The 19,549-nt window shown below is 68.8% G+C and carries 13 protein-coding genes; 3 read left to right on the top strand and 10 right to left on the bottom strand.

The window, feature by feature from the left end; translation table 11 throughout:
* Nucleotides 1–48: 48 nt before the first annotated feature.
* From A3ES_RS0133860 to A3ES_RS0133835, 6 genes are all read right to left on the bottom strand, one after another.
* Nucleotides 49–2,433 carry a glycoside hydrolase family 65 protein gene (locus A3ES_RS0133860; protein ID WP_020391289.1) on the bottom strand — a complete coding sequence of 795 codons (2,385 nt, stop codon included), beginning with the start codon at nt 2,431–2,433 and terminating at the stop codon, nt 49–51.
* Entirely contained in the window at nt 2,430–3,182 is a 753-nt protein-coding gene (locus A3ES_RS0133855; RefSeq protein ID WP_020391288.1) for a beta-phosphoglucomutase family hydrolase, read from the bottom strand. The genes A3ES_RS0133860 and A3ES_RS0133855 overlap by 4 nt, the downstream gene beginning before the upstream one ends.
* A gap of 73 nt (nt 3,183–3,255) precedes the next feature.
* Nucleotides 3,256–3,657 (bottom strand): hypothetical protein, encoded by a 402-nt coding sequence (locus A3ES_RS51785; RefSeq protein WP_157630890.1) that lies wholly within the window; start codon nt 3,655–3,657, stop codon nt 3,256–3,258.
* Between the two features lie 47 nt (nt 3,658–3,704).
* Nucleotides 3,705–5,807 (bottom strand): transglycosylase domain-containing protein, encoded by a 2,103-nt coding sequence (locus tag A3ES_RS49380; RefSeq protein WP_020391286.1) that lies wholly within the window; start codon nt 5,805–5,807, stop codon nt 3,705–3,707.
* Nucleotides 5,808–5,947: 140 nt separating this feature from the next.
* Nucleotides 5,948–7,090: a fatty acid desaturase family protein gene (locus A3ES_RS0133840; RefSeq protein ID WP_020391285.1), complete on the bottom strand. Its 1,143-nt coding sequence runs from the start codon at nt 7,088–7,090 to the stop codon at nt 5,948–5,950.
* A gap of 10 nt (nt 7,091–7,100) precedes the next feature.
* Complete coding sequence (locus A3ES_RS0133835; protein ID WP_020391284.1) at nt 7,101–8,198, bottom strand: ferredoxin reductase; 1,098 nt, start codon at nt 8,196–8,198, stop codon at nt 7,101–7,103.
* Nucleotides 8,199–8,283: 85 nt separating this feature from the next.
* Here A3ES_RS0133835 and A3ES_RS0133830 point away from each other — a divergent pair, with 85 nt between their 5' ends.
* Complete coding sequence (locus A3ES_RS0133830) at nt 8,284–9,546, top strand: PucR family transcriptional regulator (RefSeq protein ID WP_020391283.1); 1,263 nt, start codon at nt 8,284–8,286, stop codon at nt 9,544–9,546.
* Here the strand turns inward: A3ES_RS0133830 and A3ES_RS0133825 are convergent.
* From A3ES_RS0133825 to A3ES_RS0133810, 4 genes are all read right to left on the bottom strand, one after another.
* Nucleotides 9,496–15,003 carry an ATP-binding protein gene (locus A3ES_RS0133825; RefSeq protein ID WP_020391282.1) on the bottom strand — a complete coding sequence of 1,836 codons (5,508 nt, stop codon included), beginning with the start codon at nt 15,001–15,003 and terminating at the stop codon, nt 9,496–9,498. The genes A3ES_RS0133830 and A3ES_RS0133825 overlap by 51 nt on opposite strands.
* A gap of 133 nt (nt 15,004–15,136) precedes the next feature.
* Nucleotides 15,137–17,326, bottom strand: coding sequence for a catalase/peroxidase HPI (gene katG / locus A3ES_RS0133820; protein WP_169501825.1), 2,190 nt, complete (start codon nt 17,324–17,326; stop codon nt 15,137–15,139).
* A gap of 49 nt (nt 17,327–17,375) precedes the next feature.
* A complete protein-coding gene (locus A3ES_RS0133815) occupies nt 17,376–17,801 on the bottom strand; it encodes a Fur family transcriptional regulator (protein WP_026163458.1) in 426 nt (141 codons plus the stop codon).
* A 38-nt stretch (nt 17,802–17,839) separates the two neighbouring features.
* Entirely contained in the window at nt 17,840–18,538 is a 699-nt protein-coding gene (locus A3ES_RS0133810; RefSeq protein ID WP_020391279.1) for a LysR substrate-binding domain-containing protein, read from the bottom strand.
* Between the two features lie 58 nt (nt 18,539–18,596).
* On the opposite strand from A3ES_RS0133810, the gene A3ES_RS0133805 reads away from it, so the two are divergent.
* Both A3ES_RS0133805 and A3ES_RS0133800 read left to right on the top strand, forming a co-directional pair.
* On the top strand, nt 18,597–18,980 hold the full coding sequence (locus tag A3ES_RS0133805) for a DUF5997 family protein (protein WP_020391278.1): 384 nt from the start codon (nt 18,597–18,599) through the stop codon (nt 18,978–18,980).
* A 53-nt stretch (nt 18,981–19,033) separates the two neighbouring features.
* Complete coding sequence (locus A3ES_RS0133800; protein ID WP_020391277.1) at nt 19,034–19,546, top strand: VOC family protein; 513 nt, start codon at nt 19,034–19,036, stop codon at nt 19,544–19,546.
* The last annotated feature ends 3 nt before the right edge of the window (nt 19,547–19,549 follow it).

Raw genomic sequence — 19,549 nt, 5'->3', positions numbered from 1 at the left:
ATCGCAGCGGCCCTCTCGCCCCGCCCGGCGAGAGGGCCGCTGCCAGTTCTACTTGTGCCGCTTGCGAGTGGTCGTGGTCTTGCCGAGAGCCGACATGGGTTCGCGGCCGGGTGGTTGAGTGGGGCGCGGCAGCAATGGCCGGCGTACACGCAGCGGGCAGGTCACTGGCTTGCCGGTCACCACCTCGATCGGCTCCCCCGCGTGGAAGACGGTGAGGGCGGCATCCGGGCCGTCATGGACGGTGTACGTGACCTCGTCCCTGCGGATCTCCACGCGCAGCCGGACGCCATGCCAGCGGACAGTGAACGCCAACTTACTCAAGCCGTTCGGGAGGGCAGGGTCGAAGCAGAGTCCGGTCTCGCGCTCCCGGAGACCGCCGAAGCCGGCCACGAGCGCGGTCCACGCACCGGCCAACGAGGCCATGTGCAGCCCGTCACCCGTGTTGTGGTGCAGATCGAGGAGGTCGATCAGAGCAGCCTCGTACGCGTAGTCATAGGCGAGATCGAGATGGCCGACTTCAGCAGCGGTCACGGCTTGCACGCACGCTGACAAGGACGAGTCGCGGACCGTGATCCGCTCGTAGTAGTCGACGTTGCGGGCCTTCTGCTCCGCCGTGAACTCGTCACTGCACCAGTACATCGCCAGCGTCAGGTCCGCCTGCTTGACGACCTGCTTGCGGTACAGCTCGAAGTACGGCGCGTGCAGCAGCAACGGGTACTTGTCGCGGGAAGCCTCGAAGTCCCACACCGCGTAGCCGGTGAAGCCCTCCGACTGCGGGTGCACGCCGAGCTCCTCGTCATACGGGATGTACACGTCGGTAGCGGCATCGCGCCAGGCAGCCTCTTCCTCCAGATCGACGCCCAATCGGCGGGCATCGTCAGGAAAACGGGCGGCTAGGTCGGCCGCGGTCCGCAGGTTGCTCGCGGCCATCAAGTTGGTGAAGACGTTGTCGTCGGCAACGGCGCTGTACTCGTCGGGTCCGGTCATCCCGGGCAGGTGCCACTTCCCGTTCCGGTCGTGATGCCCGAGCGAGATCCACAACCGGGCGGTCTCGACCAGCAGCTCCAGGCCGCACTCCCGGATGAAGGCGTCGTCGCCGGTGGCGCGGTGGTAGCGCCTGACTGCCGCGGCGATGTCGGCGTTGAGGTGGAAGGCGGCGGTACCGGCCGGCCAGTACCCCGAACACTCCTGCCCCCGGATCGTGCGCCAGGGGAAGGCCGCGCCGCGCAGTCCGAGCACCTGCGCGCGTTCCTTGGCCAGCTCGAGAGTGGAGTGCCGCCATCGCAGTGCGTCCGCCGCCGCGTTGGGCATCGTGAAGGTCAACGTCGGCAGCACGAAACCTTCGGTGTCCCAGAAGGTGTGCCCGTCGTACCCCGCCCCGGTCAACCCCTTGGAGGGAATGGCTCGCCGCTCGGCCCGGGCTCCGGACTGCAGGACGTGGAACAAGGCGAAGCGAACCGCCTGCTGCAGCTCCGCATTGCCTTCGACCTCGACATCCGCCGCGTCCCAGAAATCGTCCAGGAACTCGCGTTGCTGCTCGACCAGACCATCCCAGCCGCTGAACCGCGCAGCCGCCAGGGCCGCCGACACCTGGTCGGTGATCGCCGTCTCCGACCGCAGACTCGACCAGCCGTAGGCGAGCAGTTTCACCAGTCGCAGGGTCTGTCCCGGCTGCAGCACACAGATGACCGTGGTCCGGCCCCAGTCCTCCCGTACGTCGACGTCTACCTCGGTCCGGGCCGGTGACTCGATCGCGTGAGCCATCCCGGCGGCCATCAGCAGCCCGCTGGCGCGAGTGCGATGAACCAGGATCACTTCTTCGTTGTCGAAGTCCTGCGACACCGCTTCCAGCGGGTTCTCCAGTACTGCGGACACCCGCGGATCAGCGGACAACCTGGGCTGCGTCTCGTTCGCGACAAGCTCCGACTGGACAACGAGCCGGACCGGTTGGTCGACCACCTCCACGACGTACTCGATCGCCGCCACCGCGCGCTGCGTCAGCGAGACCAGCCGGCGGGAGCGCACCTTGACCCGTTTGCCGGCCGGGGAGGTCCAGTCGACCTCGCGGCGCAGGATCCCGGTGCGGAAGTCCAGACAGCGCTCGTGCGAGTGCAGTTCGCCGTACCGGAGGTCGAAGGGCGAGTCGTCCACGAGAAGGCGGATCAGCTTGCCGTTGGTGACGTCGACCAGTGTCTGGCCCGACTCCGGATAGCCGTAGCCGGCTTCGGCGTACGGGAGCGGGCGCTGCTCGTAGAAGGAGTTCAGATAGGTGCCCGGCATCGCGTAGGGCTCGCCCTCGTCGAGGTTGCCGCGCAGGCCGATGTGTCCGTTGGAGAGCGCGAACAGTGACTCCGCCTGCGCCAGCTTGTCGAACGGCAGCTCTGTCTCCCGCAGCTGCCAGGGCTCGATCGGGTGCGGTCCGCGGTCAATCACCGAACTGCCTCCGGGTCGGGACGATCGAGTAGTTCGGCCAGATCGGTCACCACGGTGTCGGCGCCGTGCGCGCTCAGCGCTGCGGCCTCGCCGACCCGGTCGACGCCGACGACGAATCCGAAGACGCCTGCCCTGCCGGCTTCCACCCCGGCCAGGGCGTCTTCGAAGACGGCCGCCTCCGCAGGATCGACGCCGCACCACTTCGCGGCGGCCAGGAAGGTGTCGGGCGCCGGCTTGCCGCGCAGGCCCTGCTCGTGGATGGTCACTCCGTCAACGCGGTGCTCGACCAGCGGCGCCAGGCCGGTCACCTCGAGCACCTCACGCGTGTTGGCGCTCGACGACACCACGACGCGCCGGAGTCCCGCCTTCTCTGCTGCTTCGAGGTAGCGCCGCGAACCTTCGAAGACCTTGACGCCGTCGTCGTGGATGCGGCGCAGTACGGCGAGGTTCTTCTGGTTGCCGAGCCCGTTGATCGTCTGGGTGCCTGGCGCGTCGTCCGGCCGGCCCTCGGGCAGCGTGATGCCTCGCGAGGTGAGGAAGTCGCGAACTCCGTCGGCCCGGGGCTTCCCGTCGACGAAGGCCTCGTACTCGTCGTGGGCGTCGAACGGGACGAAGGCGGCGCCCGTGCTGGTGCGCAGGAAGTCGTCGAACATCTCTTTCCACGCTGCCGCATGGACCGCGGCGGTGTCGGTCAGCACACCGTCGAGATCGAACAGACAGGCCCGTATCGGCACCGGCAACCCCAGCATCGATCACCCTCCGTTGGTGACGTGGCTCAACTTCTACCCACAGTCACCGTAGCCGGTGCCCGGCAAGGTCTGATCAGGACGTGCAGAGGAACGGCGCTTGGCGGTCGCCGTAGTGATAGTTGTAGCGGGTGCCGTTCGCCTCGAGGACGATGCGGCCGCCAGGGACGAGGGCCTGGGTGTAGTGCATGCCGGGTTTGGGGCAGCCGAGGCTTCCGTCGGGCCAGGTGACCTCGGTGGAGCTGACCAGTGTCACCTGTGCCGGGTCGACCCCGAGGCGGTTGGCCAGGTCTGCCTTCGCCTGCTCGACAGGATCGGAACTCGGCGTAGGGGGCGTTGCTGGTTTGCCAGTGGGTCGCGGTGTGTCTGAGGTCCCTGGTGTCACCGTGGGCTCCTGACTCGTCGGCGCGGGCGAATTGCCGCAGGCTCCGGACAACAACAGCACGGCCACGGCAGTCAGCGCGGTTACGCCTCGCATGAACATCACCTCACGCCTAGGACGCCGCCGCGGCGCGGAATGTTGCACTACCGCCGCGCGGGTTCGGCTGGCGGACGGCCCGGCTGGTTGCCGTTGATCATCCGCGCGCTCGGGGCGACGAACCGGCGCAGTGGCATGCCCTCCAGGGCACCCATCATCGCCGTCTGCCACAGCGGACCCGCGGTACCGGAACCAGTCGGATCCGAGATGTCCTTCCCGTCGAGGGTGTGGCGGTGCATCAGATTCGTGTACGGCAGCGACGCGTCGGCCACCACCGCGGCCGCAGCAAGGTTGGGCGCGTACCCGGCGTACCAGACGGCCAGGTTGTCCTGAATGGTTCCTGTCTTACCGGCCAGATCCCAGCGGCCGAAGTTCAGCCTTCCCCCAGTGCCACCCGGCTCCATCACTGCGCTGAGCACCCGGTTGACCCCGTCGGCCACGCCCTTCGGGATGGCCTGCTTGCAGTCGATGCCCGGGGTTTCGATCGACCGGCGGGACAGGTCGCTCATGGAGACTATGAGGTGCGGCCGGCAGTACTTGCCGCGGGCCGCGAAGGTCGCATAGGCGTTCGAGAGCATCAGCGGCGTGACGTAGCCGACGCCCAGGGTGAACGACACCACCTGATCGAGCGGACCCAGATTCTGCGCGTTGTACATGCCCAGGTCGGCAGCGATGGTGGCCGGTGTGCAGAGGCCGGTTCGCTGGGACAGTTGCAGGAAGTAGGTGTTGGTCGAGTAGCGCGCCGCCTCGACCATGGTCAGGTTGCCGCCCCTGGTGGAGTTCCCCGGTGTGTAGTTCGGATCGCGGGTCCAGCCTTTGCAGGTCCGGAACTTCTTCCCGCTGAGGTTGATCTGCTCGGGTGAGTTGATCCGCGTGCTCATCGGCAGACCCCGCTGGAGCGCTGCCGCGAGCACGAACGCCTTCATCGTGGAGCCGTTCTGGAAGCCGCCGTACCCACCGGCGTAGGACTTCTCCACGTTGTAGTTGTAGGCCGTCTGGTAGCGGCCGTTCCCGTACGGCCGGCTCTGCACCATCGCCTTCACCAGACCGGTGCCGGGCTCGACGACCGTGATGGCCGCGATGGCGGTGTCGGTCCGCTGGGTGTGCGCCTTGATCGACGCCTGCGCGGCGGCCTGGATCCTCGGGTCCAGGGTGGTCCTGATCGTCAGCCCGCCCGTCTTCAGGTAGTGGTCCCGCTCCTTGACGGTCCCGCCCAGAGCCGGGTTGTCCAGCAGCTTCGAGACGACGTACTCGCAGTAGAAGGGGTAGCGAGAGCTCGCGCAGCCGTTCGGTACCTTGCGCACCTTGGTGAGGTCGATCGGGGACTTGATCGCGGCGGCGGCCTGGGCGGCGGAGATCACCTTCAGTTCGAGCATGCGCCGCAGTACGACGTCGCGTCGCTCCTTGGCGCGCTGCAGGTTGTTGGTCGGGTCGTAGCCCGTCGGGTTCTTCACCAGGCCGGCCAGCAGCGCGGCCTGCGGCAGGTTCAGGTCCTTGGCCGGGATCCGGAAATAGTGCTGAGCAGCAGTCTGTACGCCGTACGCGCCGTCGCCGAAGTTGACCAGGTTCAGGTACCTCTCCAGGATCTCGTCCTTGGAGTACTGGTCCTCGATCGCGATCGCGTAGCGCAGCTCGCTCAGCTTGCGTTGATAGGTGACCGCTGTCGCCCGTTGTCTCTCCCTGGCGGTCCTGGCTTTCGCGACCAGACTCAGCTTCACGTACTGCTGGGTGATGCTCGACCCGCCCTGCTGGACCTCGCCCTCACTCTGGTTGCGGAGCAGCGCGCGCAGGGTGCCCTTGGCGTCCAGGGCGCCGTGCTGGTAGAACCGCGAGTCCTCGATGGCGATGATCGCCTTGCGCATGATCGGGCTGACCTGCTCCAGCTTGACCGGGATGCGGTTCTGTTCGTACAGGGTGGTGATCAGGCTGCCGTCCGCCGCGAGGACGCGGCTCCGGATCGGCAGCGGCAGGGTCTCCAGCTCCTTCGGCAGGTTCTGCACCGAGCTGGCCAGGCTTTCGGAACCACTGCCGGCGAACCCCGCGAACGGAATCGCCAGCCCGGCCGCGAGCGCACCGGCCAGCACGCTCACGCCGATGAACATGATCAACGCGCGAACCCTGTTGCGTACGCCCACCTTGGCTGAACGCATGCAACCAGGCTATGCCAAACGCGCGGCACGTTCACGCCGAGAAGTGTTACAACTCGGCGGATACGGGACCTAGGCAACCAAATCCGCAGTGGGTGAAGGGTTCCAGCCGCTCTGTGACAACAATCCTTCACACGAACGGCTCAGCCGAGAGCCGGCCGCCGTCCACCGGCCAGGGTGCCGCGGAGTTTGTCGGCGAAGTCGTTCGGGAGGGACAGCCGGAAGACCTTGGCCCATGCGGAGGCGACCTGTTTCGGCAGCGGCCCGGTGGTGTAGGTGAGGCCGAACTCCTCGAAGAGGTCCTGGACCTTCGGGGCGATCTCCTGGTACCGGTTGCTCGGCAGGTCGGGGAACAGGTGGTGCTCGATCTGGTACGAGAGGTTCCCGGTCATGATGTGCATCGCGCGCCCACCGCTGATGTTGGCCGAGCCGAGCATCTGGCGCAGGTACCACTCGCCGCGCGTCTCGCCCTCGATCGAGCGCCGCTCGAAGGTCTGCACACCTTCGGGGAAGTGACCGCACATGATGACGGAGTGCGCCCAGATGTTGCGGATCACGTTGGCCGTCGCGTTGGCGGCGACCGTGTGCAGGAACGACGGGCCGGACAGCAGCGGGTGCACGACGTAGTCCTTGGTCATCTGGCCGCGGATCTTCTTCAGCACTTGCTTGGCGCGGGCCTTGAACTCCGGGTCCTTGCGCCGCTTCTTGGTCGCCAGGTTCTTGCCGAGTTCCAGGTCGTACGCCGCGATGCCGTACTCGAAGAAGCAGGCGTTGACGAAGTTCCACAGTGGCTGGGCCAGGTAGAGCGGGTACCAGCGCTGGTCCTCGTCGACGCGCATGATGCCGTAGCCGAGGTCGTTGTCCTTGCCGATCACGTTCGTGTAGGTGTGGTGCAACTCGTTGTGCGAGTGCTTCCACTGCTCCGACGGCGAGGCGTGGTCCCACTCCCACTTGGTCGAGTGGATCTTGGGGTCACGCATCCAGTCCCACTGGCCGTGCATGACGTTGTGGCCGATCTCCATGTTCTCCAGGATCTTGGCCACCGACAGCCCCGCGGTACCGATCAGCCAGGCCGGCGGGAACAGCGACAGCAACAGCACTGCCCGGCTGCTCAGCTCCAGCTTGCGCTGCACGTTGATCACCTTGCGGATGTACGCCGCGTCCGAGGCGCCGCGGGAGGCGACCACGTCGGCCCGGATCGCGTCGAGGCGCCGGCCGATCTCCTCGATGTCACCGGCGGTGAGGTGACCGATCGGGTTGTCGGCCTTCTTCTGCAGAACAGTCATATTCTCTTCCTCAACAGTCGATGTCGCAGGCACCGGCCGCGGCCGAGATGCAGGTCTGGATGAGTACGCCGTCGCCAGGCGCGGCGGTGGTGACGTCGCCGGAGCGCAGGTCGCGCACCGACCCGGAGCGCAGGGGCAGCACGCACGAGAAGCAGATCCCCATCCGGCAACCGGAGGGCATCAGCACCCCGTTCTGCTCGCCCGCGTCGAGAATCGGGGTCTTGCCGTCAAGCTCGAGCACGGTTCCCGTCCCGGTGAAGCGGACGGTCCCGCCATCGCCAGGCTCGGCGAGAGCGGTCCGGAACCGCTCGGTATGCAGCTCGCCGACCAGCTCCAGCGCGGCCCACTGCTCTTCAAGCGCGTCAAGCAGACCAGCCGGCCCACAGGCCCAGGTCTCCCGCTCGGCCAGATCCGGTACGACGTCCGCCAGCGCCGCGACGTCGAGCCGGCCCTGGGTGTCGGTGTGCTGCTCGACCAGCCGGAGCCGGCCGTCACGAGCGAACTCACGCAGCTCGGCACCGAAGATCACGTCATCGGCCGAGGCCTCGGAGTGCACGAGAACCACGTCGCCGAGCCGGTCGAGACCGGACCGCAGCATGCCCATCACCGGGGTGATGCCGCTGCCGCCGGTGATGAAGAGGACCTTCCTGGGTGCCGAGGCCGGGAGCACGAAGTCCCCGACCGCCTGGTCGAGGTGCGCCAACTGGCCCGGTCGCAGCTCCTGCGCGAGGTGGGCGCTGACCACGCCGTCGGGAACTGCCTTCGCCGTGATGGTGAGGAGTTCGCTCCCGGGAGCAGAGGTCAACGAGTAGGAACGCCACAACCGAACGCCGTCGACCTCGAGGCCGATGCGGACGTACTGGCCCGGCTGGTGCCCGCGCCAGGCCGCGCCGGGGCGCAGTACGACGGTCACTGCGTCAGCGGTCTCGGGACGGACCTCGACGACGCGGGCCCGCAGGTCGGCGCCAGGCCGCAGCGGCCGGAACATGTCGAGGTAGTCGGCCGGGTCGAGCGGATGCGTCGCGGCGGCGGCGACTCGCCAGAGCCGGTCACGCAACCGTCCGCGCAGGCTCGCCGGAGCTTCGGCATCGGACGCAAACGTGGTCATGTCTTCAGCATCCTTCACCCGAGGTGTAGTTTCATGACCACCAGCGGTGAATCTGTCCAGAGAATTTGTTCGGAGGGAACAAGAGGTGGTTGACGCCGATCCCGCCCGGCACGCCAGCAGGACCGCCCGCGGCGCTGCCGAGCTCAAGCTGGGTGACCCGGCAATCGATCTCCTCCGCTCCCGGCTGCCGGACATCGCCGCGCTGACCGTGACGGCGATCATCGTCGAGGTGCCCGCCTACACCAATGCGCTGGCGGGACCGATGGGCGCCAAGATCGAAGGCGCCGTGCGGCTCGCCCTCGGCGGATTCCTCAGCCTGGCCAGCAGCGGCGACCCCGGTACGCCGCTCGCTCCCGCTCTCGAAGGCGCCTATGTCCTGGGCCGCGGCGAGGCGCGCAGCGGCCGGACCATGGACGCGCTGCTCGCCGCCTACCGGGTCGGCGCCCGGGTGTCGTGGCGCGAACTGTCCCGCACGGCTGTCGAGGCTGGTCTCCCGGCCGACACGCTGGCCAAGTTCGCCGAACTGGTCTTCGCCTACATCGACGAACTGTCTGCGGCCAGCGTCTCCGGTCACACCGACGAACTGGCGACCACCGGCCGGGTGAGAGAGCGCTATCTGCGGGATCTGGGCCGAGGCCTCTTGCAGGGTGAGTCCGCGGAGCAGCTGACCGGCCGGGCCGAACTCGCCGACTGGGAGCCACCGCGCACCCTGACGGCGGTGATCCTGCCGAGCGCCCACGTCCGCGGAATCCTCGGCGCTCTCGACCCGCGGACCATCCGGCCCGAAGCCGACCTCGGCGATCTCGGTGATGACGATGCCGATGCGCCGGAGGTCGCCGTGTTGCTGGTTCCCGATGCCGACGGCTCGGCGCGCATGGCTCTGCTGCGAAACCTTCGCAGCTATCAAGGGTGGGTCGGCCCGACCCAACCTTGGACGACCGTGCGTACGTCGTACCTGCGCGCGTTGCGGGCGCGGCAACTGAAGCTGACCGCGGAGCCGGACGCACCGGTCGACACCGAGCGCCATCTGACCACCTTCGTGGTGACCTCCGACGCTGCCGCGCTCGACGATCTGCGCCGGCAGGTCCTCGCACCCTTCGACACACTCCGCCCAGGCACGGCCGAGCGGCTGACCGAAACCCTGCGCGAATGGCTGCTCCACCTGGGCCGCCGCGACGAGGTCGCCGCGGCCCTGCACGTCCATCCCCAAACGGTGCGCTACCGGATGGGTCAGATCCGCGAGCTTTTCGGCCAGCGCCTGGATGATCCCCAGACAGTCCTGGACCTCACCATCGCCCTAGCCGTCAAGCCGTCCGCGGGAGAGGCCGGATTCCAGGGCGGCGATTAGTTGGGGGCGGAGTTCTTCGGGGCGGATGACGGCGTCTACTGAGCCGACGGCGACGGCTCGGTGGATGCTGTGGACCCGGTCGAATTCGGCCGCGACCTCGCCGAGCTTCTCCGCGCGGACCGCCGACCGGACCTCGGCCAGTTCGTTGGTCAGTGCGGCGCGCTCGGCGCCCTCGGCCTCGGCCAGCCGGGCCGACATCTCGGTCACCCGCGGATCGGCCGACGTGCGGTTGTTCACCTCGCCCGAGAACACCACCGCGGCCGCCGGAGCGCCACCGATCACCGAGGCGAACGAGCCCTCCACCGCGAGCACCGTCATGCCCGGGTTCAGCGCCTTGGAGAACACCACGAACGCACCACCGTGGTACCGCGAGACGACGCAGAACACGATCGGGCCGACGAAGTTCACGATCGCCCGGCCGATCTCGGCGCCGTACTCGAGTTGCAGGTTGCGCATCGAGTCCGGTGAGCCGTCGAAGCCGGACAGGTTCGCCAGCACCACGAGCGGACGGTTGCCGCTGGCAACGTTGATTGCGCGGGCCGCCTTCTTCGACGACCGCGGGAACAGCGTCCCGGCGGTGTAGGTGTCCGGTCCGTCGGTGGGCGGGAAGCCGCGCCGCGGTACCGGCTTGGACTCGATCCCGAGCAGGCAGACCGACAAGCCGCCGAGCCGGGTGTCCGCGACGACCGCGGTCTCCGCGTCGGCCATCCCGGCCCAGCGCTCCAGCATCGGGTGGTCCTGGTCGGCGACCGCGCGCATCAGCGTGCGGATGTCGAACGCCTTCTTGCGATCCGGGTTCGTCGCGGCCGCGAAGATCTCGCCGACCGTGGTGAACCCGCCGTCGACCGGGTCGTGCGGGTAAGTCGTGACATCGCGGTCATGCGGGTCGGCGCTCGGTGCACGCCGCGGCCCGCTCTCCCCCGGTACGACGTACGTGTGGTCGTAATGCGCCATCAGGATGTCCCGCGCGCCGGCCAGATCGGGCGCCCAGTACTGCGCCTGCCCGTTCGGACCCATCACCCGGTCGTAGCCGCCGATGCCGTAGTTGTCCTCGGCCGAGACACCACCGGAGAAGTCCAGCGACTGCTTGCCGGTCAGCACCATCGCGGAGTCCGGCGTCATCACCAGGATGCCCTTGGTGTGCATCAGCATCGTCGCCTCGGCGTTCCAGTACGGCTGGGCGCCGACGTTGATGCCCGCGACCACGACGTTGATCTCGCCGCCGGACTGGGTGAACTCGACGATCCGCTTCAGCGCCTTCGCGACCCAGTCCATGTTCTCGGTCCCGGAGTCCATCGAGATCCGGGCCCCGGCCGACACCGCGAACCACTCGACCGGTGCACCCAGCTTCTCGGCCAGGTCGAGGGCCCCGATGATCCGTGCGCACTCCGCCTCGGCGACCGCACCGAGCGCCTTCGTCGGGTCGCCGCTCAGCACGACCCGGGTGACGCCTTCGGGGTGCCGGCGGGTCGGCGTACTGATCACGCCGGCGATCAGGCCGGCCTTGTTCAGCCCGCGGGGTCGCTGGACCGGGACCAGGTCGCCGGCATCGTTCAGGTCGTGCTCGACGAAGCTGCCGCCCGCGCCAACGACCATGCCCGCGACTTCATACGGATAGACGGTGTTGCGGCGACGGGCCCGCAGTACCTTCTGGGCGTAGTCGTCGAGCGGCTTGAGCGGCTCGGTCGCAGGCCTCTCGACCGCCACCACGACACCGGCGCCGGGCTGGTAGTAGAACCGGCCGACCACCGGGAAGGGCAGACCGTTCCCGGAGCCGATCACGCGGCCGGTGACGACGACCTCCTCGATGCCCGCACCGGCCGTCAGCGGCGCGATGTTGCGCTGCAGCGCCGTGAGCTCAGGGACCTGGCCGTCGATGACCGGCCAGACCGTCACCCAGACGTGGTTCATCTCCAGCCGCGCCCCGGCCGCGCCGCGCGCAGTACGGGCTCGGCGGATGCCTTCGAGACAGTTCGCGATCGCCCGCTCGACGTGCGGCAGCGACGTGACCTTGCCGGCCTCGTCCCGTACTACGGCGAACTGGCGAACCTGGGCCAGCGCCACCAGACGCTCGTCGGCCTCGTTGTCGCGCGCGACGCAGTGGTAGAGCAGCACGTCTTCAGGCGCATCGAGCCGGGTGATCCGGAAGTCGCGGAGTCGCCAGAGGTTGAGCCGCCGGCCGACCATCGGGTGCACGCCGCGGACGTTGTCGTCCTCGACGATGCCCCCGGAGGACGGGCGGTAGGTGAAGTACCAGACCTCGCGGCCACCCCCGGGAACCACCGCGACCGCGACTCGGCGTACCTGGTCGGTGAACGGCAGCGCGGCGACGATCTCGCACAGCCGGTCGGAGGCTTCCTGCTGGGTTTCCGGCGTATCGGGCCAGGACAGGTAAAGGTCGGTGACCGCTTCGTGCCCGGCCGGGCGCGCCTCGATCTCGGCCGTCAGGTCGCGGACCAGCGCGCTGCCGGGATCGGCCAGCTCGTCGACGGTGCCGATCGTGCTGACCAGGTGCGTGGGTCGCTCGTCCAGCGTGTAGTCGGCTGTGGTCATGGCGCGATCGTTGACGCTGGCGTTGCGCAGGTCGTGCAGCTCGTACTCGAGGTAGTGCCGGCGTACCAGCACCTCCAGCATCGGCTCGTTGCCGTTGACCCCGCGCTCGAGCCGCTCGGCGAGGAACCGGACGATCTGCTCGGGGATCGTCGCCAGCGCCTCCACGCGCTCGGCGTGCCCGGGCGCATCCGGGTCCAGCGCGAGTGCCTCCAGCTCGTCGCCGACGACCGACAGCACCTCAGCGCGAGCCTGGTCGACCAGCGGCTGGTCGAACCAGCGGAACCGCACGCTGCGAGCCAGGTCGCCGATCACCGGGAAACGCAGCTGGGTTGCGAGCACCAAGTGGTCGAGCATCGCGTTCGCCTCGGCGTCCAGCGGCGACTCGGGCAGTGGCTCGGCCAGCCACTGCTGCAGCAGAGCCGTCACCAGCAGTACGTCGGGAGACGTGCGCTGCTGAGCCAGGAAGATCCGGAAGACCGCGTCGGCCAATTCGTCGCTGCGGTCCAGATCGGTGACGCCGTAGTGGCCGAGCACTCGCGCCAGCCGCTCGCAGAACTCGGCCGACAGCCCAGCCCGCTCGGTGTCGAGCGTCTGCAGATACGTGTGGAAGTGCTCCTTCGGGCTGTGCACCCGGAGCTCGGTGTTCAGGTCCTCGCCCACGGGCCGGTTGCGGCTCAGCTCGGCGAAGTCGGCGAACAGCCGCAGTACCTCGATCTCCTCGGCGACCGGCGGCTCGGCGAGCTCCGCGCGGGCCTCCAGATAGCCGGACAGAGTCCGGCCCTCGTCGCGTGGATCGATGTCGAACCCGAGCAGCATGCTGCGCAGGTCGTCGAGGCCGCGGGCAGTGCGCACGGCCGCGGTCGGCTGGGTCTGCGGCTCGGGCAGCTCCAGATCGGCGCCCTCGGCAACTTCCACCTTGGCTTCGGCGCCGCCGACCAACTCCAGCCGGACCAGTGGCGCACCAGTCTCGACCTGGCTGCCGGTCGACACCGGCAGTTCGCGCACGATCGCCTTGAACGGCGCGTAGAGCACCGTCTCCATCTTCATGCTCTCCAGCACCAGCACCGGTGCGCCCGCCTCGACCTCGGCGCCGACCGCGACCGGAGTCGCGACCACGAGCGCCGGAGCGGGTGCGCGCATGACGCCACCCTCGTCGCGGCTGACCCGGTGCGTCACCCCGTCGACCTCGACGAGATGCACGGGACCGTGGGTCGCGGTGATCAGCCGGAACCGCCGGCCCGCGACCACGATGCGAGCGTCGTACGCGTCCAGCCGCTCTAGCTCGACATCGAGGTACTGCAGCTCGTCGCCGGCCCCAACGCCCACGCGGTACCGGTGCGGACCGATCCGCGCGACCGAAACCTTGTACGCCGCTCCGCGCAGCTTCAACGCGATGGCCCGGCCCACCTCGTGCTGGACCTGTGGCCGGCCGCCCCGAGCGGTTTCGAGCAGCCGCTGCCGCTCAACCCGCTCGGCCTCCTCGTACGCCTCGATCGCGGCGACGATCAGGGCTACGCCGGAGTGCCGGCTCGAAATCAGGCGGCCTTCACCGCGGACCCGGTCGATCCAGCCGGTGTCGGCACTGCCGTCGATCACCTCGGGCTGGTCGAGCAGCTCGAGAACGAAGCTCTTGTTGGTCGCGCCGCCTTCCAGCACCACGGTGGTGTCGGCGACCGCACGGCGCAGGCGACCGAGCGCCTCGTCGCGGGTCCGGCCGAAAGCGATGATCTTGGCGATCATCGAGTCGAAGTCGGCCGGGATCGCGTCGCCCTCACTCACGCCGGTGTCGACGCGGATGCCGGGGCCGGACGGAAGCCGCAGCCGGGCGATCCGGCCGGGCGACGGTGCGAAGTCGCGATCCGGATCCTCAGCGTTCAACCGCGCCTCGACGGCGTGGCCGTGCTCGACGGGTTGCGGTCCCTCCAGCCGGCCGCCTGCCGCGACGTGCAACTGCGCCTTGACCAAGTCGACCTCGGTGGTCAGCTCCGTGATCGGGTGCTCGACCTGCAGGCGGGTGTTCACCTCGAGGAAGGCGAACAGCTTGTCCCCTGGGTGATACAGGAACTCGACCGTGCCGGCCCCGCGGTAGCCGACAGCCAGCGCCAGCCGCTCAGCGGATTCCTTCAGCTCAGCATTCTGATCCGGCGATAGCACCGGCGATGCCGACTCCTCGATCACCTTCTGGTTGCGCCGCTGCACCGAGCAGTCCCGCACACCCAGCGCCCACGCCGTACCCTGACCATCCGCGATGACCTGTACTTCGACGTGCCGCGCGCCGGTGACCAGACGCTCCAGGAACACCACACCGCTACCGAACGCACGAGCAGCCTCGTCGCTGGTTCGCTGGTAGGCCTCGCGCAGCTCGTTCTCGTCGCGGATCACCCGGATGCCGCGGCCACCGCCACCGGCCGTTGCCTTCAGCATCAACGGGTAGCCGACCTCGGCCGCTGACGCGATCGCCGCGTCGAGCGACTCGACCGCACCCCGGCTCCACGGCGCGACCGGGACGCCGACCTCCTCGGCGATCAGCTTCGAGCCGATCTTGTCACCGAGCTTGCGCATCGCCTCCGCGCTCGGGCCGATGAAGGTGACGCCGATCCGGTCGCAGAGTTCGGCGAACGCCGGGTCCTCGGCGACGAAGCCCCAGCCGACCCAGGCGGCATCCGCCCCGGTCTCGGTCAGCGCCCGCTCGAGCTTGGCGTGGTCCAGGTACGGCCGGTCGGCGGCCGGGCCGAGCGGATAGGTCAGATCGGCCTCGCGGACGAACGTCGCCGTCCGCTCGGCGTCGGTGAACAACGCCACTGTCTCGATCCGGCTTCCGGTCTCGGCGTTGAGCTCGCGGACCGCGTTGATCAGCCGCATGGCGGCTTCTCCCCGGTTGACGATGGCGATACGGCTGAACACCGGGGCGTACTCCTGTCGTCGGAAAACCTGTCACGCACACATTCCCAGGCGGAAACCCCTACCGTCGAGTCGGGGTGCCAACTCAGACGAACAGCCCGGACCACGTGGGCCCGGGCTGTCCTGTGACACTGAATCAGCTGATGTCGAAGCGGTCCAGGTTCATCACCTTGTCGAAGGCGGCGACGAAGTCACGGACGAACTTCTCCTGAGCGTCGTCGCTGGCGTAGACCTCCGCGAGCGCCCGCAGCTCGGAATTCGAGCCGAACAGCAGGTCGACCCGGCTACCGGTCCACTTGACCTCGCCGTCGGCGCCGCGACCCTCGTAGGTCCCGTCGTCCGCCGACGCCGGCTTCCACGTCGTGCTCAGGTCGAGCAGGTTCGCGAAGAAGTCGTTGGTCAGCATCTCCGGCCGCTCCGTGAACACACCGAGCGAGGACTGCTGGAAGTTCGCCCCCAGGACCCGCAGGCCACCGACCAGGACGGTCAGCTCCGGCGCGCTCAGGGTCAGCAGGTTGGCCCGGTCGATGAGCAGGTACTCCGCCGGCAGGCGGTTGCCCTTGCCCAGGTAGTTGCGGAAACCGTCCGCGGTCGGCTCCATCGCGGCGAAGGAGTCAGCGTCCGTCTGCTCCTGCGACGCGTCGGTGCGGCCCGGCGTGAAGGGCACCTGGACGTCGTACCCGGCGGTCTTGGCGGCCTGCTCGACCGCGGCGACACCACCGAGCACGATCAGGTCGGCCAGCGAGACCTTCTTGCCGCCCGCGTTGAAGGACTGCTGGATGCCTTCCAGCGTGCGCAGTACCTGCGCGAGCGCGTCGGGCTCGTTGACCTCCCAGCCACGCTGCGGCTCCAGCCGGATGCGGGCACCGTTCGCGCCGCCACGCTTGTCGCTACCCCGGTACGACGAAGCCGACGCCCAGGCGGTGGAGACGAGCTGCGAGACCGAGGGCCCCGACGCGAGGATCTGCGCCTTGAGCGCGGCGATGTCCTCGTCGCCGACCAGCTCGTGGTCGACAGCCGGGACGCGGTCCTGCCAGATCAGCTCTTCCTGCGGCACCAGCGGTCCGAGGTAGCGCTGGATCGGGCCCATGTCGCGGTGCGTCAGCTTGAACCAGGCCCGCGCGAAGGCATCCGCGAACTGGTCCGGGTTCTCGTGGAAGCGGCGCGAGATCGGCTCGTAGATCGGGTCGAAGCGCAGCGCCAGGTCGGTCGTCAGCATGGTCGGCGTGCGGTTCAGCGTGCCGTCCTCGGGGTCCGGGATGGTGTTCGCCCCGGCGCCGTCCTTCGGCTTCCACTGGTTGGCGCCGGCCGGGCTCTTGGTCAGCTCCCACTCGTACCCGAAGAGGTTGTCGAAGAAGCCGTTGCCCCAGCGGGTCGGGGTCGCGGTCCAGGTGACCTCGAGGCCGCTGGTGATCGCGTCCCGGCCCTTGCCGGTACCGAAGCTGTTCTTCCAGCCCAGGCCCTGCTCCTCCAGCGGCGCACCCTCGGGCTCCGCTCCGACGTACTTCTCCGGGTCGGCCGCGCCGTGGGTCTTGCCGAAGGTGTGACCACCGGCGATCAGCGCGACGGTCTCCTCGTCGTTCATCGCCATCCGGCCGAACGTCTCGCGGATGTCGCGCGCCGAGGCGAGCGGGTCCGGGTTGCCGTTCGGGCCTTCCGGGTTGACGTAGATCAGGCCCATCTGTACCGCGGCCAGCGGCCTCTCGAGCTCCCGGTCGCCGGTGTAGCGCTCGTCGCCGAGCCAGGTGGCCTCCGGACCCCAGTAGACGTCCTCGTCCGGCTCCCACACGTCCGCGCGGCCACCGGCGAAGCCGAAGGTCTTGAACCCCATCGTCTCCAGGGCGCGGTTGCCCGTGAAGATCATCAGGTCGGCCCAGGAGACCTTGGCGCCCCACTTCTTCTTCACCGGCCAGAGCAGCCGGCGGGCCTTGTCCAGGTTGCCGTTGTCGGGCCAGCTGTTCAGCGGCGCGAACCGCTGCATGCCGGCGCCCGCGCCACCGCGGCCGTCCTGGATCCGGTAGGTGCCGGCGCTGTGCCAGGCCATCCGGATCATGAAACCGCCGTAGTGACCGAAGTCGGCCGGCCACCAGTCCTGCGAGGTCGTCAGTACTTCGTCGACGTCGCGGGCCAGCTCGTCGAGGTCCACTCCCGCGAAGGCCGCGGCGTAGTCGAACTCCTCGCCCATCGGATTGGCGACCGCGGGGTGCTTGCGGAGGATCTTCAGGTTGAGCTGGTTCGGCCACCACTCACGGTTGGTGCCACCCTCGGTCGGGTGCTTGAGCTGGCCGTGCGCGACCGGGCACTTCGCTTCGCTCGGTTCATTCATCTCGCCGACTTCGGCGTTCGGACCTTCAGACACGGCAAACCTTCCGGGGTCAAGGAGTTCTGGACGTGATGGAACAGTCGGGGCAAAGGCCCCAATAGACGACCTCGGCCTCGTCGATCACATAACCGTGATCGTCCGAAGCCGTCAGACATGGGGCGGAGCCGTGCGCGCAGTCGACGTCGGCGATGGCTCCGCAGGACCGGCAGACGACGTGGTGGTGGTTGTCACCGACCCGCGACTCGTAGCGGGCGACCGACCCGGACGGCTGGATCCGCCGGAGCAGACCGGCGGTGGTCAGCGCGCGCAGTACGTCGTACACGGCCTGGTGGGAGACGTCGAGATCCGCCCGCACGGACTGGATGATCGAGTCCGTGTCGGCGTGCGGCTGCTCGTGCACCGCGGCGAGCACCGCCACCCGGGGCCGCGTCACACGCAGTGCCGCCCCGCGCAACCTGCGCTCGAAATCCGTCTCCACGTCTCGGAGTCTGCCGCCTTTTCTGGAATGAGTCAAGATTAGCGGCGGCGATTCCCTCGTTGGGGGCGGTTCGGGGTCTTCGGGGCGGACTTCTTCGGTGGTTTGGCCTTGGCCTTGGGCGCGGCCTTGGGCGCGGCGGCCGGCTGGCGCGAGCTGTTCACTGTCCTGCCCCGAACGATGCCGATGAACTGTTCCATCAGGTCCGTAGGGTCGCCCTCCGGCCAGCTCAGCACGACCCGCGACTCGGGGGCGTCCGTGATCGGCCGGTAGGTGAGGTCCTTGCGGTGATGCAGCCGCGCGAGCGACTGCGGTACGACGAGCAGCCCGACCCCCGCCGCGACCAGCTCGATCGCCAGCGCCGTGGTCGCCGGCCGCTCGGCGAAAGGGTGACCCGGCAACTGTTCCCACTCGAGCGTGTCGTCCAGCGGACGCAGTACGACATCGTCGGCGAGATCGGCCGCGGTCACCTCCTCGGCCGCCGTCACGAGATGGTCCTTCGGTACTACGACCACCGTCGTCTCGGTATAAAGCGGGATCGCGTTCAGCCCCGTCCGGTCGATCGGCAGGCGCAGCAGCGCGGCATCGGCACCACCGGCCCGTACGACATCCGCCGCCTCCGCCGCGGCCACTGGGATCAGCTCGAGCGCGACCCTCGGCAGCCGCTCGTTCCAGATCCGCACCCACTTGGTCGGTGTGACGCCGGGGACGTACGCGAGCCGGAACGAGGGTGCAGTCACCGGCCCAGGCTATCCGGCGTGGTCGGGGAGCGGCCGCATCCTCGATACCCTAGGCGGTATGAGTTCGCAGAAAACCACCCAGACGATGAAGCCCGCGACGGCGGCCAAGAAGCTGGGCGTGTACCTGGAAGCCACCCCCGCGGAGTTCCAGGAGGGTGTCGTTTCCCGCGACGAGCTCAACTCGCTGCAGAGCGACCCGCCCGAGTGGCTGCGTGAGCTTCGGCGTACCGGCCCGCACCCGCGCCCGGTCGTCGCGGCCCGGCTGGCCATCTCCATCTCCGGTCTCGCCCGGGGCGGCATCACCGAGCCGCTGACCACCGAGCAGATCGAAGAACTGCGCGAGGAGAACCCGGAGTGGCTGCAGCGCGAGCGCGCCACCCAGGCCGAGGTCCAGGCCGAGGCCGAGCGCGTGAAGGCCGCGAAGTCCAAGCAACGCGACTGAGCTCCGCCGGCCGGCACCTATCCGCCAGTTGAGTCCTCAACTACTATCGGGTCATGGCGATCTTCCGGCTGAACCATGCGGTTCTGTACGTGCGCGACGTGACCGCGAGCGTCGCCTTCTACCGCGACGTTCTCGGGTTCGGCTACACCGAGGGCGGGGATGCCTACCAGGGCGCCGCGTTCCTGCGCGCGCCCGGGTCGACCAACGACCACGACCTCGGCCTGTTCCAGCTCGGTGACGCGGCCAGGCCGTCCGGTGCGGGCAAGACCACGGTCGGCCTCTACCACCTGGCCTGGGAGGTCGACTCCCTCGGCGACCTCGAGGACCTGGCGAAGGCGCTCACCGACGCCGGCGCCCTCATCGGCGCCTCCGATCACGGCACCACCAAGTCCCTTTACGGCCAGGACCCCGACGGCCTGGAGTTCGAGATCGTCTGGATCATCCCGGCCGCCCTACTCACCGACGAGGACCGCGCGAAGTCCGGCCGCCTGGACCTCGCCGCCGAGCTCGCGAAGTACGGCCGGGACGCTCGCAGTGGCCTAGGGATCTCCCGCCCCAACGACTGAAGT

The sequence above is a fragment of the Kribbella catacumbae DSM 19601 genome (assembly GCF_000372465.1).
In the GTDB taxonomy this organism is placed as follows: Bacteria; Actinomycetota; Actinomycetes; order Propionibacteriales; family Kribbellaceae; genus Kribbella; species Kribbella catacumbae.
The sequence above is the reverse complement of the archived record's forward strand: the minus strand, read 5'-3'. Positions and strand labels throughout refer to the sequence as shown.

Coding starts and splice junctions, on each gene's coding strand:
- A3ES_RS0133835 (WP_020391284.1), bottom strand. CDS start 8,198: ATGACCACGTTTGCGTCCGATGCCGAAGCTCCGGCGAGCCTGCGCGGA.
- katG (WP_169501825.1), bottom strand. CDS start 17,326: ATGAATGAACCGAGCGAAGCGAAGTGCCCGGTCGCGCACGGCCAGCTC.
- A3ES_RS0133855 (WP_020391288.1), bottom strand. CDS start 3,182: ATGCTGGGGTTGCCGGTGCCGATACGGGCCTGTCTGTTCGATCTCGAC.
- A3ES_RS0133840 (WP_020391285.1), bottom strand. CDS start 7,090: ATGACTGTTCTGCAGAAGAAGGCCGACAACCCGATCGGTCACCTCACC.
- A3ES_RS51785 (WP_157630890.1), bottom strand. CDS start 3,657: ATGCGAGGCGTAACCGCGCTGACTGCCGTGGCCGTGCTGTTGTTGTCC.
- A3ES_RS49380 (WP_020391286.1), bottom strand. CDS start 5,807: ATGCGTTCAGCCAAGGTGGGCGTACGCAACAGGGTTCGCGCGTTGATC.
- A3ES_RS0133805 (WP_020391278.1), top strand. CDS start 18,597: ATGAGTTCGCAGAAAACCACCCAGACGATGAAGCCCGCGACGGCGGCC.
- A3ES_RS0133800 (WP_020391277.1), top strand. CDS start 19,034: ATGGCGATCTTCCGGCTGAACCATGCGGTTCTGTACGTGCGCGACGTG.